This is a genomic window from aff. Roholtiella sp. LEGE 12411, from assembly GCF_015206995.1.
GTDB lineage: Bacteria > Cyanobacteriota > Cyanobacteriia > Cyanobacteriales > Nostocaceae > Komarekiella.
The window spans coordinates 45,843-65,010 of record NZ_JADEXR010000009.1; the positions used below are offsets into that span (position 1 = coordinate 45,843).

Here is a 19,168-nt window from a genome sequence, read left to right on the forward strand (position 1 = left end):
CACATCTGTTTTTCTACTTGACCAGATTGCCAAGTTTTCCTAGTAAGTAATTAACTCAAAGTATCAACTCAACCCTGTATGTAAATCAACTTACTAGCTTTATCACCCCTAAAGCTTTTTATAACTTCATGCTTTATCCAATATCATAGCCAACGGTTACACGGCCAGTTACTGGGTGTCTGCATCCTTCTGTTTGATTTCGTTAGCTTTATAAATAATAACTCAACTGGCTTTTTTCCTCTCCCACAAGGAGAGAGGTTTTCTTGCCAGAAGTTTTAAAAATTAAGCTGTCCAGATTAAGCATCGGATAGCTAAATTTAACTCTTGGATCAAGCAATTAAGACAACTTTGCGTTTTCTAGAGCCGCTTCAACTGTTGGTTGCAGGGAGAGAAACTTCTCTAAGCGAACAAGCTTGACCGTTTGAGTTACGCGAGCATTCGTGACAATTTGGAAGGTGCCATTGGTATTTTGAGCTTGCTTGGCTAGCTGTACCAGAGCACCCAAGCCAGAACTATCAACAAAGTCGATTTGTGAAAGATCCAAAATAATGTGCTTGGGGCCCTCGTCAATCTTGCCACCAAGTACCTTACGAAATGTCGGCTCAGAAAAGGCATCTAACAAACCTGTGAGGCGGAATAGCTGACAGTTATCCCGGACTTCACGAGTGCCTCTCAGGCTTACGGTTAGATTCAGTGGCTCAGCAATAATTCCCTCCTCATGAGTGAAAGTTAACGCTCAAGTATAGATGTTTTTTGTGCAAGTTGTCTACAATCTGCTGGAGTAGGGGCATTGGGCATTGGGCATTGGGCATTGGGCATTTGATTGCTGCTAGTTGTTTTTCCCTATTCCCTATTCACCGTGCCCCATTACCTATTTTTAACTCACTTTGACTGTTGCAGTTTCGCGTGCTGCTTGCATTGCTTGGACAAATTGCTCAAACAAGTAATCAGCATCGTGAGGGCCGGGACTGGCTTCTGGATGATACTGTACGGAGAACACAGGCAGAGATTTGTGACGTACTCCGGCAACAGTGCGATCATTTAAGTTCAGGTGGCTGATTTCCGCAACTGCTGCGGGTAGAGAGTCTGGATCAATAGCAAAACTGTGGTTTTGGCTGGTAATTTCTACCTTTTGTTGTAAACCCGCAGGCTGATTTAAACCACGATGACCAAATTTGAGTTTAAAAGTTTCCGCTCCCAAGGCATGACCCAAAATTTGGTGTCCCATACAAATGCCAAAAATGGGTTTTTGACTGAGCAGTAACTCCTTGGTAGTTTCAATCCCTTCAGTCACCGTAGCGGGATCACCAGGCCCATTAGAAAGAAAGATGCCATCTGGATTATAGTTGAGAATTTCCTCTGATGGAGTATTGGCGGGAACCACAATTACCTGGCAACCATAACTTGCCAAGCGACGTAAGATGTTGCGTTTGACACCAAAGTCCAGGGCAACAACAGTGAAGGGTTTTCCCCCATTGTCAATAGCCCGCGAGTTGAATTCCCATGCTGGGATTGTGGGATCTGACCATTCGTAGACTGTTGGGGTAGTGACTTCGCTAACTAGATTTAATCCTGCCATTTTGGGAGCAGCCTGTACTTGCTCTAGCAACTCCGCCTCATCAAGGATTGATGTGGAAATCCCACCATTCATGGCTCCGAACATCCGAATTTTGCGGGTGAGAGCGCGGGTATCAATACCATAGATACCTGGGATTTGGTTCTGTTTGAGGTAGTCGGGTAAGGATTGTGTTGATCGCCAGTTACTCGGTCGCTGACAAATATTTCGAGCGATCGCACCCCGCACTTGCGGTCGATCTGATTCCTCGTCTTCGGCATTAACGCCAGTGTTCCCCAATTCAGGATAGGTAAAAAGGACAATCTGACCACAATAACTAGGGTCGGTTAGCACTTCTTGATATCCAGTCATACCAGTGTTAAACACCACTTCCCCAATCGCGGTTCCCGTAGCACCGAAAGACCAACCGCGATAAGTTGTTCCATCTGCCAGGACAAGTAGAGCAGGTATTGCGTCAGTCAGAGGCATAAGCGATGAAGGCAAAATTTTCAGGAGTTAGGGTTGGAGATCGGGTATTGGGAAAAATTTAGTTCCCAGTTTTTAATACTGCAATTGTTAATTATCCCATGAGTTGGTCAATTAATTGGGGATTGGGCATTGATTCACCTTGTTCCCAGTCCCCAGTCCCCTAAAAATAAAAATATTTAATAGGGTAATCGGAAGTAGAAGTAGATTTGAAGAAGCTTGGGCAGTTAAGATTAAAATTAATTATGCTTCAGTCTTTTTTATCCCGTGCAGCCTTAATTTTCCTGTCAAGTGCCCTGGCGGTATTGAGTGTTGCCTGTAGTGAAGACAAACGGAATACCGCAACTGATGGCAATGAACAACCCGCGTCAATTGGGGGTTTAGCGGCGGTACAGCCAACTGTCGAATCAACAACACCAGCTAGCCCAGAAGCAAAGCCGCTAGAACCGTCTGAAATTGAACCAAGTTTTTTTGAACTTGGGCTAGATAAAGCCGCCAGCGCTTTAAGTATCAGCCAATCTGCTCAATCCTCAGAAGATTGGAATTTGGTGGCGAGTCAGTTTCAAGAGGCGATCGCGCTGATGCAAAACGTGGAGCCACAAAGTCAAGAATTTGGACTCGCCCAAACAAAAATCACTGAATACCAGCGCCGAATCAGATATGCTCAGCGCAAAGCTAATCCTAGCCCTCCACCGCCGCCAGTTGTTAAACCTCAGAGGATAATAGTTACGGTTCCTCAAACAGCAATTACACCAAAGTTTACTCCACCCCTGTCTGCTCCTGTACAAACAAGACCACTACCACCAAAGCCTGTTTTGCCTTCATCAGCAGTGCTCACCCAAGAGCAAGAAGTATTTACAGCCCCAATTAAAAGGCGAGTTGGTGGAACACCAATTATCGCAGTTACCTTCAATGGTCAAAAACAATTTGAAATGATTGTGGATACCGGAGCAAGTGGCACAGTAATTACCCAACAGATGGCCAATGCCTTGGGAGTAGTGCCAGTGGGGAAAGCTAGGGCAAATACTGCCAGTTCTAAAGCTGTAGAATTTCCTGTTGGTTATATTAATTCGATGCAAGTTGGTGGAGTAATCGTAAATAGAGTACCAGTGGCGATCGCAGGACTAGAACTAGAAACGGGACTTCTAGGACATGACTTTTTCGGCAACTACGATGTCACCATCAAACGTAATGTCGTGGAATTTCGTCCGCAATCACGCATTGAAATCAATCCCCCAGAAACTGGACTAACTGCTCCAACTTCGACCAAGCCGCACCAGTTTGAAGGATATCCTTAGCGATACTAATACCTTGGGCGTGGTCTAACAATGGTATGGCACTAGCTACTTGCAGCGCCAATGATGCGTTTAGAGCCACTGCATCCTGTTGTGCTTGAGTTCCCTTACCTTGCAGTACCGCTTTGAGAATTGATCCATTCTCTTGAACATCCCCACCCCGGAGCATACCTATGGAAGCAGGTGTTAGATCCAACTCCAAAGGATTCACTGTAGTTAACTGTACCTCCCCGTCCGATAATACCGCCAAGTCAGTTAAATCCCCTAACCCAGCCTCATCAAGTTTTTCTCGCCCATGCAGAACAATTGCCTTTTGCTTGCCTAACTTATCTAATGCTTGAGCAACAGTTGCCAAAAGCTTGGGAGTATATAGCCCTACTACCTGTCCAGTGGGACGCAAGGGATTCACTAATGGCCCAAGTAAATTAAACACTGTCCGCACCTTCAGAGTTCGCCGCAATTGAGCAACAGCCTTGAGTGCTGGATGCCAACCAGGGGCAAATAAGAAAGTGATCCCTACCTCTTGTAATGCCGCTTGCACTTTTTCGCTAGAAGCACTTAGATTTACACCCAAGGACTCCAAGACATCGGCACTTCCCGTAAGACTTGACGCCGAGCGATTGCCGTGCTTAGCAACAGGTACGCCAGATGCAGCGGCAACAAAAGCAACGGCTGTGGAAATATTAAAGGTTGATGATCCATCTCCGCCAGTGCCACAGGTATCAATTAGGGGAGTTGGTGATTGGGAATTAAGGATTGGAGATTGGGTAGATTCTTGCCCATTCCCCAGTTTTGATTGGGATTGTAATACTTCAGCCATCCCTGTTAACTCTTCAGCAGAAACACCTCTAAAGTTCAGCGCTGTTAAAATTGCTCCTGATAACTCTGGGGGAATGGCTTCATTTAACCACCCTTGCATCAATTCAGCAGCTTGAGTTTGGGATAATGATTGTCCGTCTATTAATTGTTGAAGCAGGATATACCAACTATTAGAGGGTTCTAGCGTAGGGATTGAGGAAGTTGTCATAGCTCAGGTTTGTGTGTTGTAGGGTATGGCTCAGTTGAGGTGCATGGGAGCTATCCTACCGAAAAATGGGAGAGTAGTAGCAAAGCTTACGTTGAAATATCAAGGCTTAACTGCAAAGCTGAATTAGCAAAATTCTTGTTTTTTGCTTTTTTCTCTAAATCATTAGAACAAGCCCTTTCAAGGTGGGTAAAAATATGGCTCCAAAAATCCCCTTTTTATTTCTTGCCTCTGTTTTCTCTGCGCCTCTGCGGTTAGATAAATTACTTTGAACCGCACAGACACAGCGAAAAGTCGGAGCGCCGGAAACCAGCGATCTGAACTTTTCAAGACACAGAGCGCTGAGAAAAAACAATCTTATTTTACGAATCACCTTGAAAGGGCTAGTCCTAATCATATTGAATTTCATATAGGATTCCTATTTGATTTTTGAAAGAACTGCGTACACCTCTAACTCCCTTTTTTCGCATTTCCCATTCCCTATCCCCTATCCCCCATTCGGTGTCTCTACAAGTCAGTTCACGAATCAAATCGGATTACTATAGTTAGTAATGAATAACTCTTTTCCCTTAGCAGCTCCATTCTGCTTGTAGTTATTCATGCCATACTGTAATTCCCATTCTGCAATCTTGACTGATTTAAAATTTTCTCGAATTTGCGGTGAGTTGTCGTAAGTGATTAGCCAGGGGTGCTGACATTGAATTAAAAGTTCAGCAAATATTTGATGGTTAAAAGATGTGTGCAAGTCACCATCTTTACCATATAACTTTGATTTAGCAGCACTATAATACGGCGGATCTAAAAATACAAATATATTTTTACCTTCTGCATTTAATAGATGACTGTAATCTAAATTAGTAATTTGAACATTTTCTGTTAGGATACACCCTAATTTTTCTAGCCGTTCTATTGAAGTATTAGTAAATCGTTTATGAAAGGCTTCGTGAGAAAAACCACCTGATTCTACAGTTCCAGAAAAAGTAATTCTATTCAGGATAAAAAAGCGAACTGCCCTTTCAAAATCAGATAAATTGTTTACATCTACAGTTGTTAATTCTGTGAATAGCAATTTGCCATTTGTATATTTATCTTTAATATGACGAATTTCTTTAACTAAATTAGCTATATCTGATTGAGCGAACTTCCAGAACAGGAATAGCTCGCGATTTAAATCATTAATCCAAAACTTTATGTCAGGAAACTTTTGTTTTAAATAAATAAATACAGAACCGCCACCCACAAAAGGCTCTCTGAACTCAGCAAAATTATCTGGCAAGTATTCAACAATTTGATTTATTGCTTTTGACTTACCACCAGGATACCGGAGCGGACTTTTAATCATAAAAATGAATACTTAATTGAGGGGCAAAATCAGACTGAGTTGTAAAGCTGGTTGCAACGCTTGTGCCATCTTTTATACTTTAAATTTTATAAAATATAGTTTTGTGCTGTTGATTTATATCAATAGCAATTACCGTGATGAGCGAAATAGTACACGACCTAGAGATTCTTCCTGATTAATTCGCGCATACACTCGAAGACAAGTCAAAACTTCCCCTGGAACTCCTCCACAATTTAGTTGCAGGTCATCTTTAGATAAAGCACAGATATCTGCATATAGTCCCGATAATTGACGAATCCGCACTTCATAACCTGCTGCATTTGCCTGATCAGCAACTTTTTTCAAAATACGTCGTGATTCTTGTTGTAGCTTACCCCACCAGGAATAACGCTCAGCAGGTGGTACAAATACTAGAGAATGTATTGCCTCATCCATGTCAATCCAGGCACGCAAAGTTAACAATGGCTCAGCATTTTCCTCCGCCTTTTGGGTGCGCTCGAAGCGATCGCCTAAAGCGTCAATGTATTGATTTCGCTGTTCTGGTTGGTAATGTAAGGAAATAACATCAAAACCAAAAACGCTCTTTAAGGCATGATGTAAATCTGGGTCTAGTTCGATAAACTTTATACAAACTAGTAGGAACCCAGCTAGTAAATACAAATTTCCAGATTCATTATTTTGGACAATTTCTGAATTTGACAGTGCTTTTTGAGATAAGCACAATCCCTTAGCTCTAACAGTACCTCTAAGTCCAGGGTAAATAATTTCATCTCGAAAAAAGGGCAGTTGATGGAGATCAGAATGATTCTCTATTGCACCAGCCTCTTGAGCCAGAGCTAAAGTACGCTGTCGCCAAGATGTAGCCAAATCCTCTGGAACTCGCAGCAATTTGTGATGAATTTCGTTCCACAAATCTGAGTCAGTTTGGCTTTTTAATGGAGAATTACCCAGATAGTAACTAAGTTCTGGGTCAGAGTCGAAAGCTTCTCGAAGGCGACTTAGTTTTAAATCATTTGACAGTGGTATATCTTCCCATCCAGAGTCTTGTTGTAGAGGTGCAATCACACTAGGTTGTAATAGGCTATGAAGTTCTTGCAGCACCTCATCACATATTTCAGATCCTGGATCTAGTGGAAATTGTGTGCGAGCCTGATTTAGAGTTGCTTCTAATCCGTACAGGCTAAACCGCAGTAACCGAGCTAACTCTGAGTTTTCTATTTCTAATAGCTGACGTAGATGCTGCATGAATATCACTTTTTCTTTTTATCTCACGCATCTTTCCGCAGGGTAGGCGCAAAGCGAAAGCGTTTCTGGTGGAGTGAACAGACCCGGCGGAAGCCGTCGCTCCGACTTCTCTCTACGTGAGGAAAGCTTTAATGTATGCCGCAAAACGGATCGCGTTCTTTATCGACTTCGTTGGGTTGCAACTCTAATTCAGTGTAAAAAACACATCCCTCTTGCTTGAGGCATTCTTGATTTTTCGATGTCCAGTAGGGCACTTCACCCGCGTGTATTCGCAGAATGCCTTGGTTATCGAGAGTCACACGATATTGGCAAGGATAATCTGTAGTAATATCTGGTTTACTGAGTGCGCCAATTCGGATCCATTTTTTGGTGTTGGTTTCGGCATCCGTTTGATAAACATAAAAAGTGTGCTGACCAGTTTGCGGAAAATGAGGCAATAAGTTACTAATTAACCCGCTTCCTGGTTGGGGTGTACCATCGCGCAGATAGTGAAATTCTTGAAGCGATTTACTATTATCATTCCCTACTTCAAATACTAAATGATAGGCATGTGGTTGATCAACGGTTGCTGATTCAATCACATTGATGGCGATATCACCATCATTCAAGTCTTTGTAGGGGCGTTCAACTGCAATGTTCCACTTCAATTTTCCATCAGCAAACAAGGCTGATGTTTCTTCTTTACCGAAAGCTGCCATTATTGCTGATCCCACATCAATACCAGGAACGTCAATCAAATAATGGGGATTTCCTTGACAAAGCAGTACACTAAACTGAAGCGTTTGATCAATCTCAAATTGGACTTTAATTTTTTTGAGAAACTCAGACTCATTTACTCCCAGTTGCTCCATGAGGTTTCTGCCGTCAAAACTACCCCAAAGTCTTAAATCTCCATCTTCGTAGTCCTGACGGTAAATGATGTTGGTCAATTGTATACCTTGCCAAGCAGTCCGAACTTTTGCTACCGTTTCCCAGGGTGCAAGTTGGTAAAGTTCTTGTCCAGCCTTGAATATTGACAGCAAATCGTTGGTTTGGGTTTTGCGTTTGAAGTTGCAAGGCAAATAATAAAAAAGATTTTTGACATCAATTTCAAGTTGATTAGCTCCCTTACGCAGTAATCCCTTAGATTCTTCGGGATCGAACCTCAGTCTTCGCAACTTCTCTGCATAGCAAGCACCAGCGGATGTGGCTAGCTTAGTAAATTCCAGCACAAAGGTAATGCGTTCTGGATTCCAGACAAAATATGGAGAGTTGCTAAATTCTTGGTAGATTTGGCGCTGTACTAAATCGAGATTGCAAGTTTTGCCAGACAGAATTAACCAATCAACTTTTTGGGAGTTTCTCAAATCTTTGGTAGTATCTTTATAACGTAAGCGACTTTCCATTAGTCCTTTGGCAATACCGATCGCTTCTTTAATTGCTGAAGAGGCGGCCCGTTCAAATTGCGAACTATCTAGAGTAACGCAGATATTATTTGGATCTTTAACCTGTAATTTAACACCATTTTGGGTGAGTAGTTCTGAAATTTGTTGCTCACAAAGAGTGAACGTCAACTGAGAATCATCTACGGTTGATTGCCCAAGTTTGAGCTTAGCTGCTTCCGCATAATCCCAGAGAGTATAAAAGGTTTGCAGGCGTTGGGGTGCTTGTTGCCAACGAGTTGGCAATACTTTTTCGGCAGTATCTAAGGCATCTTTATAAGCAACGTCACCTTCTGGATTCTCTCTGTCTAGACATTTTAAAAGACTACCACTTTGAAATTGACCTTGTTCTAAGAAGCGCTCGTTTAACTCTGAGTTAATTAAATCTTCTAGTGCATCACTTTCAATATCACCTGTTGTCACTGCTGTTAATAAAAAGTCAGCGATCGCTACTTTCAATAATCTCAAAATTCGTAGTGTAATTAACTCACCACCTAATTGTAAATGACCGGATGAACCTAATAGTTTCGGTGTCAGTTTATAATAGCGTCCCCCTAAACCTCGGTCTTCATAATCGGTAAAAGTAGGGGTTTTATCTTCCAAAGTAAGTTCAATCAAAGCTAAGTCTGTTGTTCCCCCACCGATATCCAAAACGAGAACATTTTGTGACCATTTGTTCCCTTCTTGACGACAACGGGTTTTGAATGACTCAATACCAATGTTGAGATTACCGCCAAATTCTCGCCACAAAAAGAATATCGCTACAGAAACGGCTTCGTCATAAGCAGTTTGCACATCGTCAATCCCCAACTGCTCAATCAATTCCTTAATTTCTTTACGAACAACTGGTGGGGCAACAGTTGGGTAGGTGACAACAGCTGTTAAAAAATCTCCCTCAGAAAATCTGCGTCGTGCTCGTTGGCGGTAGTCTTCAGTTAACTCGATGAGATGTCCCCAAGCTCCTTGGATTAGCTCGTTAACAGTAATTGTCTGTTCTGCACCATTTAAAATAACTGGAAAAGAACGCTCCTGTCCAAAATAGCGTTTGGGTGAGTGGTGAAATCTGCTGATAATTTCTTTAATTGAGCTGCTTGTGCTTTGAGCGATCGCTTTTTTTCTATTGTCTCTGGCTTCTCTACCCATCCGCAGTTTTAAGTCCGCTAACTTAAAAATTTCCAACTCGCTGGGAATTTCTGTGTCGCGGCGATCAATATCCAAAACAACTGGGATGAGATTTTGGGACTCTAGGGTAGGGACACGGAACACTTCATGATATATCTGGTAAAGTTTTTTGCTGACAGCACGGCGGAACCGCTCGCTGTTACCCAAACACAGTTCTATTTGGCGAATTGTTTCCAAAAATCGCTCTTTGTTATCACTTTCAAAAACTTCACTCAAGCAACTGGGTTCTATCTCCAGGTTTTTGCTAATATCAGCGATAAACTTTTCCCATTCACTATCACTAACATCTGGTAAAGCCAGAGAGGCTGGAGAACTCAGCCATTGAGCTAAGCGATCGCGCAACCGGATTTCTTGTTCTTTGGGTAAAATTTCTGCGATCGGTACTTCAATCGGATCGAAAAGTGTGACTGTAGAATTCGAGGTTCCAAAATCTAAAGCAAACCATCCCGGAAACCTTTTTTTTTGCTGCTCGCTTGGGTGTTGATCACTATGGTTGTTGAGTTTAAAAGGGTTCATTGCAGTATCCGTAAGCGCAGAATTCATTAAGTGCTATGGGAAGATAAGGAAAGTATTACTTGATGATTTGAGCCATAGATAAACACGAATTAATTATTGGTCTGTGTGCATCTGTGGATTAAGCTCAAAGCATCTACTTTTATCAGATATTTATTAACAGTTTTTATCCAACCTATAAAATTTGCACCTACATAGAAATATCTGAGTAAGAAATAGTGACAATTTCTGAGAGAATCTGCAACCAAGTAGGAATTGATATTTCATCTGGAGAGTTACCCGCTGCCAAATACCTCAACAAGGATTCTTCTTTTGATAGATTTTGCAAACTGGGAATAATTTGATCCAAAATACCTTCTAATTCTAAATTAACTTGCTGATTAACTTCACTAACATACTGCACAAGGTGGAGACTAGCGCTAGCAGTAATCTCGTCTCGTAGCCGTAGCACTAAAAGTTGGTGGTTGTTAGCTCTGGATAAGCCTTGACTTCTTTCGGGTGCCCAATCGAAGATTTGACCAATGTTGTGTTTGTCGTTTTGACGCGCCAAGGGGAATATAATTTCGGATGCGATCGCTTGATCTTTGCTACTGATTTCGGAGATAATTGCTTCTTTCCATTGATTAGGATCGCAACCCAAAAACAACTTATAAAATAAATCGGCTGCTTCCAAACCAAATTTTTCTTCGATATCTTGTTCCATTTCTGGGTAGAGAATTGCATTTAAATAGTCGCGTTCTTGAGCTACATAATTTGATAATTTGTTCAACAAGTCTAAAACTGCTTGACGGATGCGATCGCGGGCAAAACCTTCTAGTTCTTTAACGGTTTTTTCAAATACCTGATAGAAATCATCACTCTTTGTAGGCAGAGAAGTATTGACTCGGTTTCCTCTGTCAAATAGTTTGCCGGCTGCACCTTTAGATTCTGTAAGAGCGATCGTGCCATTATTAGCTTTATTGAAGAGTAAAGTCCACTGATTCCAATTAAGTATTCTAAAAATTAACTCATCTTTGACGACATCGCTAACAACAATTCCACGTTGGTCTTTGAGCGGTTCTTTTCCTAAATCTTTTTGAAAGTTCCTGTAGATTTTATCCAAGCTTTCGACTACAACGGACAACTCAATAAAAGCTGGACTGTCTGCTGTTGGTATGCCTTGCTCGTGAATTTCTTCTATGATGTTTTTCAAGTTATCTTGTTGTTGTCGCACCTCATTAGCAGCTCTACAAGTATCTTCATACAGTTGCTTAAAACCGTGATTTGCTACGTGGTTTTGAATCAACTCTCGTAGCTTACTAATCCCACCGTCTTGAGCAAAGTAACCTAGTTGTCTGCCAAGATGGCTACGAGCATCAGATTTCAGCAGATGTTCGCTTAAACGTGCCCATTTTTGTTGTAACCGTTTAGACCGATCTAAGTAATCAGGATAGTCCAGGTTAGCCAAAAACTCTGGTGAGCCTGCTTTGACTGTACTAGAACGTTTTGCCAAATCAGCCAGTCCTAACAGTGGCGACAGGAGAACGATGCGGTCTTTTTGGGTTGTAAACGCACTTGCACCATCAATAATAGTTTGTAAAACTTTCAATTTTTGGAAAACAGTCTCTTCCTGCAAAGGATTATCGGCTAGGCTATCTTCAATCAGTTGATCTAGTTCTCGTTCACCACCCTCACTGTCTAAGGGTAGTTGATCAAAGCGACCTATACCAACCAGAATTAAATCTTTGAGGTCTTGTCCTGGTCGCTGCTGCTGCATCATGGTAAAAATTTTATTAGCGCGATCGCTTCCGGGAGATTTGCCATTCAGTAGTACCAAAATCGTCTGTACTTCTGCTAGCTCCCGCAGTGACAAAAACGTGTCTCTAGCCCCCGAATTAGCAGCCCCCAAGCCTGGAAAGTCTAAGAGAATAAATTTGTCAGCACCTGCAAAATCCCAAATTTCTCGCGATATTTTCACCTCAATGTTTACACGGCGAATCAGTGGGAAGCTATTTTGTAATAACTTTGTTGGTAATCTCTGGGGTGGACTTGGTAATCGGACATGAGTCGGAGGTAAATCCTCAAAGTTCAGAGTTTGGATTGCCATCGGCTGTTCGGCTAGCTGTAAACCTTCACGGGCTGTGGTAGCATCAATCTGGTAGCATCCATCACACATAACTTCACCATAAGAGTGATAAGCGCGAATGAATAATACTAATTCCCGTAGCAAATAACGTAGCTCTAAGTTGTTACTGCTATTCCAGGATTCTTCACACCAGCTAAGAATATCTTTCCAAGAGTTGAGTTTCGAGAGCAGTACAAGCGGAAGTCCTGCTGCTGTTGACCTTCTATTTGCCTCCGCTAGCATGAAGTGCAAGCACTCATTTACTCCTTCGTGAGAAAGATACTCAACTGTAAAATTACTTACTTGGGTTGTTGCAAACCCATCTTGCGGTATGATGTGAATGGCGGTAACATTGCCTGTAGTGGGATTTTCACTCACTGGTAAGGCATCTGCATATCCAATCAGGCTACCTAAAAGCAGGGTTTTCCCACTACTAAATTCCCCCATCACACCAATTTTGACTGGCGAAGTAGCAAGTTCTACAGTTTTCTCAGCAGCTTCCCGGAGATCTAGGAGACATTCATCAAGGCTAGCTGGAACCCAATCTTCTTGTTTAGAAGGGTGCTGAGGTATCGAGTCTAATTTCCGGAGGATGAACTCGCCGTACTCTTTAAGACGCTCCAGTTTTTCTGGTTCCATAGAGTAGTTTTTCGCCTAACATTAATTTCTGTGAGCTTTATAACATAAAAAACGCGATCAACAGCCATTAATACAATGCGTTGAAGGCATATTTTGTCTTTCTCTCAGTTCATTTGCTATTTTAGTGCGAGCTGTTTTTATTGGCTCAGACCATTCTAAAAAATCTGGTTTAGGCAGCAACAGTATAAAGCTATATGTGGGAAAATCTTTGACTATCGTAAATTTTGCACTAATACGTAAGCATTTGATAAAAAATTCCACTTTTCTGATGAAGCTGAATTAAATTTGGCAGCAATGCAGCAGTATTAGCATAAACTGATAAATATTTTAAGTAAGAGATTGCGTTCATTTAGCTTCCTTTATATTTATCTACTTTCCGGTTTACAATAAATTTAAAATAAGCTATAAAAGCTTTTTATTTAATTATTATTAATATTTACTCGACTCTGATTATGTTGTTTCCAGACTTTTTAATAATCTTTTACCAGACACGGGCTTACAGACTAGCTATGAAAAGCTCTTTAGAGGAATGGATTTAATCTCACAGGATCAAACTTTTCTTCATTGTTATGATTTGAGTTTTTGATGAATAGACCAGAATAGGCTAGACATGGCAATGCCCACTCTACAGCAACGAATTATGTGCTGTAGTATACTAAATTTAAAATCACCGTCAGCAGCTAAAAATGTAAATAAAACGCTATATATGCAATGAATTTTTCTAAATTATAACCTCAGTAATTTTACTATTATTTTACTAAAAAAAATGATTTAGTATTAATCAAAAGTTAATACTAAATCATTTTTGGTTGTTTTAGATTATCAAGTATAAATCCTACTTTCTCAGATTTACTTTATCAAAATTTTCCGCATAACAGGCAGGTAAAAGTGTTTCCTAAAAGGGTACAAAACTTTATTAACCACATCAAAAACACTAGCAAAACGGTACAGAGAATTGAACCCGTAATGGACATAAGCGAACAGCAAGCCGCGCTGTGCGATCGCCAATTAGCAAAAGTAGTCCTAGACACGACAAATCTAGACTTAGACATTGGAGTTGAGGAACCAACAACTGAATTTAAAAAAACACTGGAGCATCTGCAATCTGAAATTGCAAAACGTCAAGAAGCTGAAGAACAGTTACGCCAGAAAACATCAGAGTTGGCAGCAATTTTGCAATTAATTTCCGGTGTATATTTACGCCTCAATGCTGATGGAATCATCCTGGATTGCAAAGCTGGAAAGACGCAGGATTTGGATAATTTACCAGGAGTTATTCAGGGACAGTCGCTGCTGCAATGCCTACCTGCTGCTGTGGGTATACGCTTCCAGCAAGCAATAAATCAAGTACTGGAAACTAAATCTTTAGTCAGTTTTGAATATACATTACCACTACTACCAGAAACCGGTAATTTTGAAGCTAGATTATTACCTTTGCAAGAACAGCAAATCATATTTCTTGTCCGCCACGCCAGCGACAGAATGCAATCAGCATTGATAGAAAATAATGTTAAATTTTGCAGCATTGTAGAAAACGCCAATAACATTATTTTTGCACTAACGCTTGAGGGAATATTTTCTTATGTTTCTCCTAACTGGACTGATATTTTAGGACATGAGGTTGCGGAAGTTGAAGGCCAATCCTTTATTCCCTTTGTGCATCCCGATGATGTACCAATCTGTGCAGATTATTTCCAAAGAATTTTGACAACAGGCGAAAAACAGAACCCAATTGAATATCGGGTAAAACATAAAGATGGCGATTGGCGATGGCATACAAGTAACTCATCTACTATAAAAGATGCTAATGGCAATGCTTTGTACTTTGTTGGCATTTGTCATGACACTACCGAACAGCAAGCTGCGCTGCGCGAACACAAACAAACACAAGAGGCACTGGCAGAACGAGCGCGATTAGCGGATTTTCGTGCGGATGTAGATGCTGCTCTTGCTCAGAGTCACAGCTTACAGTGCATGATGCGCCGCTGTACTGAAGCTTTAGTCAAACATATTGATGCCGCATTTGCTCGCCTCTGGATACTGAACAAACAAGAGAATGTACTAGAGTTGCAAGTCAGTTCTGGAATGTACACCCATATTGACGGGCCTCATAGACGCGTGCCAGTAGGACAGTTCAAAATTGGTTTGATTGCCCAAGAATGCAAACCCCACTTGACCAATTTTGTATTGACAGATCCACGAGTGAGTAATAGAGAATGGGCACAGCGTGAGGGGATGGTTGCTTTTGCAGGCTATCCCCTAATTATTGAAGGTGAAATTGTAGGGGTTATAGCTATGTTTTCTCGGCAAGCCGTAACGGAATCTACTTTCATCGCCCTAGAATTTGCTGCTCAAGATATTGCCATTGGCATCAAACGCAAACAAGCCGAAGAAGCGCTAATAAAAAGCGAGGAGCGCTTTCGCCATCTTGTGGAAACTACCAACGATGGGGTATGGGAGTTAGATCGCCAAGGAGTTTACACTTACGTTAGTCAAAAAATCCGTGACATTTTGGGGTATCAACCAGAAGAAGTACTAGGCAAAACGCTCTTTGACTTAATGCCACCAGCAGAAGCAAGCCGAGTCAAAAAACTTTTTCAGGATCTAACTAACTCCCAACAGCCTTTAATCAATCTCGAAAACAAAAATCTTCACAAGCACGGACAATTGATTGTTCTGGAAACCAATGGAGTTCCTTTCTTTGATGCATCCGGCAATTACCTGGGTTATCGCGGCGTTTATCGAGATATCACCGATCGCAAACAAGCAGAGGAAGCTTTGCAAGCTCTCGTCGCCGGAACAGCTGCGGTGACGGGCAAAGAATTTTTCTCTGCCTTAGTGCGTCATTTAGCAGATGCTTTGGGAGTCCGTTACGTCGTTCTGGCAGAAAGAATCGGCGAAGATCTCAGTAGGGCGAGAGTTTTATCATTCTGGGCTGGTGACAAGCTCTTAGATACTTTCGAGTATGACCTACTAGCTGACACACCTTGCGAAATTGTGTTGCAAGAGGGGATGCGTCTCTACTCCTCTGGTGTACAGCAACTATTTCCTCAAGACAAGGACTTACTGGCGCTAAACGTAGAAAGTTATTTAGGAGCGCCACTTGTGGATACATTCGGTATATCGATAGGTCATCTTTGCGTGTTGGATACAAAGCCGATATTGCAAGAGGAGCGCTGCAAAGCTATTGTAAGTATTTTTGCCGCCAGAGCCACAGCAGAACTACAGCGCCAGCGCACGGAAACTGCCCTACGGAAATCAGAAGCGAAATTTAGAGCGATCGCCCAGCGGGAAGCCCTGCTTAACCGTCTTGCTAGTCAAATTCGAGCTTCCCTCGAACTCAACTACATTTTAGAAACCGCAGTGCAGGAAATTCGCAACTTATTCCAGATTGCTCGCTGCGCTTTCTTTTGGTATCGACAAAACACTGAGCTACCCTACTGGGAATGTGTATATGAGGCGAAAAACTCTACCTTACCCAGTCTACTGAAAGCTCAAGCAACTCATGTAGAAGTTGAACTAATAGCAACAAAAACCTTGAACAGAGAAATTATCCGCATCGATGATGTTAATCAGGAAAGCGATGGCATCGCCCAACAATTTTTGCACGATTTTGGTTTCACCGCCTTTATGTCACTGCCTGTACACACTCAATCTGGTGAAATTGGAGCATTTAGCTGTGGTTACTGTAGTGGCGTCCGGCCCTGGCTAGACAATGAAGTGGAGTTACTACAAGCAGTTACAGATCAACTAGCGATCGCTATTGACCAAGCTAAACTTTATACACAAAGTCGCATAGCTGCCCAAACTGCCCAAGAAAAAGCACAGCAGCTACAAGAGGCTTTGCTAGAACTTCAACAAACCCAGGCTCAACTAATTCAAACTGAAAAAATGTCCAGTTTGGGACAGTTAGTAGCAGGTATTGCCCATGAAATCAATAATCCCGTCAATTTCATCTACGGTAATATCAGCCACGCCAGTGAGCATGTCAGAGATTTGCTGCACTTAGTAGAACTTTATCAACGCTACTGCCCACCAGTACCAGAAATTAAACAAGAAATCCACACGATTGATTTAGATTTTCTTAGCCAAGACTTGCCCAAAATCCTAGATTCTATGAATATGGGAGCCGAACGCATTCGGCAGATTGTCATGTCTTTACGCAATTTCTCTCGTCTAGATGAAGACGGCATGAAGCGAGTAGATATTCATGAAGGCATTGATAGCACCTTACTGTTGTTGCAAAGTCGTCTGAAAGCTAGACTAGAACGTCCCGAAATCCAGGTAATCCAAGAATACGGCAACCTGCCACAAATAGTGTGTCACGCCGGACAGATGAATCAAGTATTTATGAATATTCTCAGTAATGCTATTGATGCCTTGGAAGAGTCAATAGTCAACAACCCTACACTATGGACTATGGAATGTGCCCTGCGGGGTGAGGCTCCTACGTCGCTACCGCCAGTCGCTCATGGGGAGCCACCCCCTTGCGGAGGTTCCCTCCGTTGGCAAGAGTGGCGTGGAAACCCCTTTGGCGCTGGCTCACTTTTGACTAAACCACAAATTCGTATTCGCACCCTTGTCCAAGAGGAGAAGTACGTAGTTATTAGTATTGCTGATAATGGTTTAGGGATGACCGAGGAAGTATGCAACCGTCTCTTTGACCCCTTTTTCACTACGAAACCTGTAGGTAAAGGCACTGGTATGGGATTGTCAATTAGTTACCAAATTGTTGTTAAAAACCACCGTGGACAACTCCAGTGTATTTCAGCACCCAGAGAGGGAGCCGAGTTTATAATCACAATTCCATTACAGCAGCAACTTTCATGATCGAACTTGAGGTGCATTTAACTTGCAGTCTTGTTGGATAGAGAAGTTACAAGTAAAAACCCGATTAGATTAATCGTGTTTGTCTGTTTGGAATTACTTGCTTTATGAACTACCCACAGTTGGCTTCGCCTGAACTGTGGGTTTCTACATCCCTCAGTTCGTTTTTAGCAGAGACTTCCACAGATTTTTGACGCTTCTTCGCTCCCAGTTGCCGCATACTACCCGCAGTTTTACGAGTGTTGACGGTAGAGCTAGGTAACTCTGCGTCTGCGAGGCTTGTTCCAAACCCCGGTAGACTTCCTTTTGACCAGCAGAGCATTACTTCGGCAGCAGCAATATCTCTATCCTGACAATAACTACAAACACCACACTTATGCACTCGGACATCGAGTGTTTTCTTGTGTTGGTGTCCACATTTAGGGCAGGTTTGAGACGGTTTTACCAGACGGGTTGGAACCTCTACAAATACACCACCAATCTGTTTTATTTTGTATTTGATGGTACTGCGTAGTATTCCAAATCCTACATCCAAAATAGATTTGTTTAGACCCGCTTTTTGCTTCTTATGCTTGCCTTTTTTAGCTTTACTAGTCATGTTTTTGACAACTAGAGTTTCGGTTGCAACGAAGCTATTACTGCTGACTATTTCTGCTGCAACTTGGTGTACCCAATTCTGACGTTGATTAGCGACTTTTCGAGTCAGCTTACTAACCGATGCTTGGGCTTTTTTAAACCGCCTAGAAGCTTTAATCTTCTTCTTTCTATTTGGCGCACGTTTGCGTCGTTTGTCCTTAGAAGCTTTCTTGATTAGATGTTCTGCATTCCTCAAAAACTTAGGAGCATCTATTTGTTGATGATTCTCGCCATCAGTGATTGATAATGCAGAATTACACCCTAAATCAATACCAACAGCACCGACAGGTAAAATTTCTGGCTTCAGAACTTGGTCTAAAACGTCAACCGTAATAGATGCGTACCATTTCCCATTCCGATAAACGATAGTGCAAGTAGTTGGTTTACCCCAATATTTAGCCTGACCACGCATCTGAATACGCCCAATCTTAGACAAATTGAGATACCCGTTCTTGAAAAGTTCTCCGGGGGGAGTATCCCCCCGGCAGACTTTTCGCTTTTCACCATTTGACTCTACTTTAAAACCTGCACAGTCTGGATAAGTCCATCCAGAATAATGGCGAATTGACTTGAATCTAGGACGTTTACCTAAACCCTTGAACCAACGCTCAAAAGCAAAGTCAACACGTTTGAGAGTGGCTTGCAGCGCATGACTTGGGAGTTCTTTGTATTCTATCCAGACATCCTTGAAAGCTGGCAAACAATTTTGTTGCTCAAAATAATCAACCTTATGGTTGAATATTTTATATTGTGTGAATCTGTTATTGACTGCGGCGTTATACAAGTCTTTGTGTAACTTTCGATGATACCGTAATGCTGTCAAGGTTTTATCGTTGGGGTATAGCCGAAAAGTCATTCGTCTTGTTGCCACAGCCTAATCACCCCCCTGTTTTGTTTAC

At 41.9% G+C, this 19,168-nt stretch carries 11 protein-coding genes; 3 read left to right on the plus strand and 8 right to left on the minus strand.

Translation table 11 applies throughout. From position 1 onward, the window contains the following. Positions 1 to 337 precede the first annotated feature (337 nt). Positions 338 to 709 (minus strand): STAS domain-containing protein, encoded by a 372-nt coding sequence (locus tag IQ246_RS03690; RefSeq protein WP_194000235.1) that lies wholly within the window; start codon positions 707 to 709, stop codon positions 338 to 340. A gap of 53 nt (positions 710 to 762) precedes the next feature. Between IQ246_RS03690 and IQ246_RS30760 the strand changes: the two genes are divergently transcribed. Beyond that, on the plus strand, positions 763 to 891 hold the full coding sequence (locus tag IQ246_RS30760; protein ID WP_255515434.1) for a hypothetical protein: 129 nt from the start codon (positions 763 to 765) through the stop codon (positions 889 to 891). Here IQ246_RS30760 and carA read toward each other — a convergent pair. Continuing rightward, a complete protein-coding gene (carA, locus tag IQ246_RS03695) occupies positions 878 to 2,044 on the minus strand; it encodes a glutamine-hydrolyzing carbamoyl-phosphate synthase small subunit (RefSeq protein ID WP_194000198.1) in 1,167 nt (388 codons plus the stop codon). The two genes, IQ246_RS30760 and carA, sit on opposite strands and share 14 nt — an antisense overlap. A 242-nt stretch (positions 2,045 to 2,286) precedes the next feature. Between carA and IQ246_RS03700 the strand changes: the two genes are divergently transcribed. After that, on the plus strand, positions 2,287 to 3,339 hold the full coding sequence (locus IQ246_RS03700) for a TIGR02281 family clan AA aspartic protease (protein WP_194000200.1): 1,053 nt from the start codon (positions 2,287 to 2,289) through the stop codon (positions 3,337 to 3,339). Here the strand turns inward: IQ246_RS03700 and trpD are convergent. The 5 genes from trpD to IQ246_RS03725 all read right to left on the minus strand — a co-directional run bounded on the left by trpD (position 3,269) and on the right by IQ246_RS03725 (position 12,806). Then, the gene (trpD, locus tag IQ246_RS03705) at positions 3,269 to 4,363 is read right to left on the minus strand and encodes an anthranilate phosphoribosyltransferase (protein WP_194000202.1); all 1,095 of its coding nucleotides are present in this window, start codon (positions 4,361 to 4,363) and stop codon (positions 3,269 to 3,271) included. The two genes, IQ246_RS03700 and trpD, sit on opposite strands and share 71 nt — an antisense overlap. 523 nt (positions 4,364 to 4,886) lie before the next feature. Further along, the gene (locus tag IQ246_RS03710; protein WP_194000204.1) at positions 4,887 to 5,702 is read right to left on the minus strand and encodes a DNA adenine methylase; all 816 of its coding nucleotides are present in this window, start codon (positions 5,700 to 5,702) and stop codon (positions 4,887 to 4,889) included. A 129-nt stretch (positions 5,703 to 5,831) separates the two neighbouring features. After that, positions 5,832 to 6,947: a hypothetical protein gene (locus tag IQ246_RS03715; protein ID WP_194000206.1), complete on the minus strand. Its 1,116-nt coding sequence runs from the start codon at positions 6,945 to 6,947 to the stop codon at positions 5,832 to 5,834. Positions 6,948 to 7,075: 128 nt separating this feature from the next. Continuing rightward, entirely contained in the window at positions 7,076 to 10,066 is a 2,991-nt protein-coding gene (locus IQ246_RS03720; RefSeq protein WP_194000208.1) for a virulence factor SrfB, read from the minus strand. Between the two features lie 187 nt (positions 10,067 to 10,253). Next, positions 10,254 to 12,806, minus strand: a complete 2,553-nt coding sequence (locus IQ246_RS03725) for a proteasome protein (RefSeq protein ID WP_194000210.1) — start codon at positions 12,804 to 12,806, stop codon at positions 10,254 to 10,256. Between the two features lie 966 nt (positions 12,807 to 13,772). Here IQ246_RS03725 and IQ246_RS03730 point away from each other — a divergent pair. Continuing rightward, a complete protein-coding gene (locus IQ246_RS03730) occupies positions 13,773 to 17,636 on the plus strand; it encodes a PAS domain S-box protein (protein WP_194000212.1) in 3,864 nt (1,287 codons plus the stop codon). A 109-nt stretch (positions 17,637 to 17,745) separates the two neighbouring features. Here the strand turns inward: IQ246_RS03730 and IQ246_RS03735 are convergent, their stop codons facing one another. After that, a complete protein-coding gene (locus IQ246_RS03735; RefSeq protein ID WP_208491990.1) occupies positions 17,746 to 19,125 on the minus strand; it encodes an RNA-guided endonuclease TnpB family protein in 1,380 nt (459 codons plus the stop codon). Positions 19,126 to 19,168 lie beyond the last annotated feature (43 nt).

Coding starts and splice junctions, on each gene's coding strand:
- IQ246_RS03710 (WP_194000204.1), bottom strand. CDS start 5,702: ATGATTAAAAGTCCGCTCCGGTATCCTGGTGGTAAGTCAAAAGCAATA.
- trpD (WP_194000202.1), bottom strand. CDS start 4,363: ATGACAACTTCCTCAATCCCTACGCTAGAACCCTCTAATAGTTGGTAT.
- IQ246_RS03720 (WP_194000208.1), bottom strand. CDS start 10,066: ATGAACCCTTTTAAACTCAACAACCATAGTGATCAACACCCAAGCGAG.
- IQ246_RS03700 (WP_194000200.1), top strand. CDS start 2,287: ATGCTTCAGTCTTTTTTATCCCGTGCAGCCTTAATTTTCCTGTCAAGT.
- IQ246_RS03730 (WP_194000212.1), top strand. CDS start 13,773: ATGGACATAAGCGAACAGCAAGCCGCGCTGTGCGATCGCCAATTAGCA.
- IQ246_RS03725 (WP_194000210.1), bottom strand. CDS start 12,806: ATGGAACCAGAAAAACTGGAGCGTCTTAAAGAGTACGGCGAGTTCATC.
- IQ246_RS03735 (WP_208491990.1), bottom strand. CDS start 19,125: ATGACTTTTCGGCTATACCCCAACGATAAAACCTTGACAGCATTACGG.
- carA (WP_194000198.1), bottom strand. CDS start 2,044: ATGCCTCTGACTGACGCAATACCTGCTCTACTTGTCCTGGCAGATGGA.
- IQ246_RS03715 (WP_194000206.1), bottom strand. CDS start 6,947: ATGCAGCATCTACGTCAGCTATTAGAAATAGAAAACTCAGAGTTAGCT.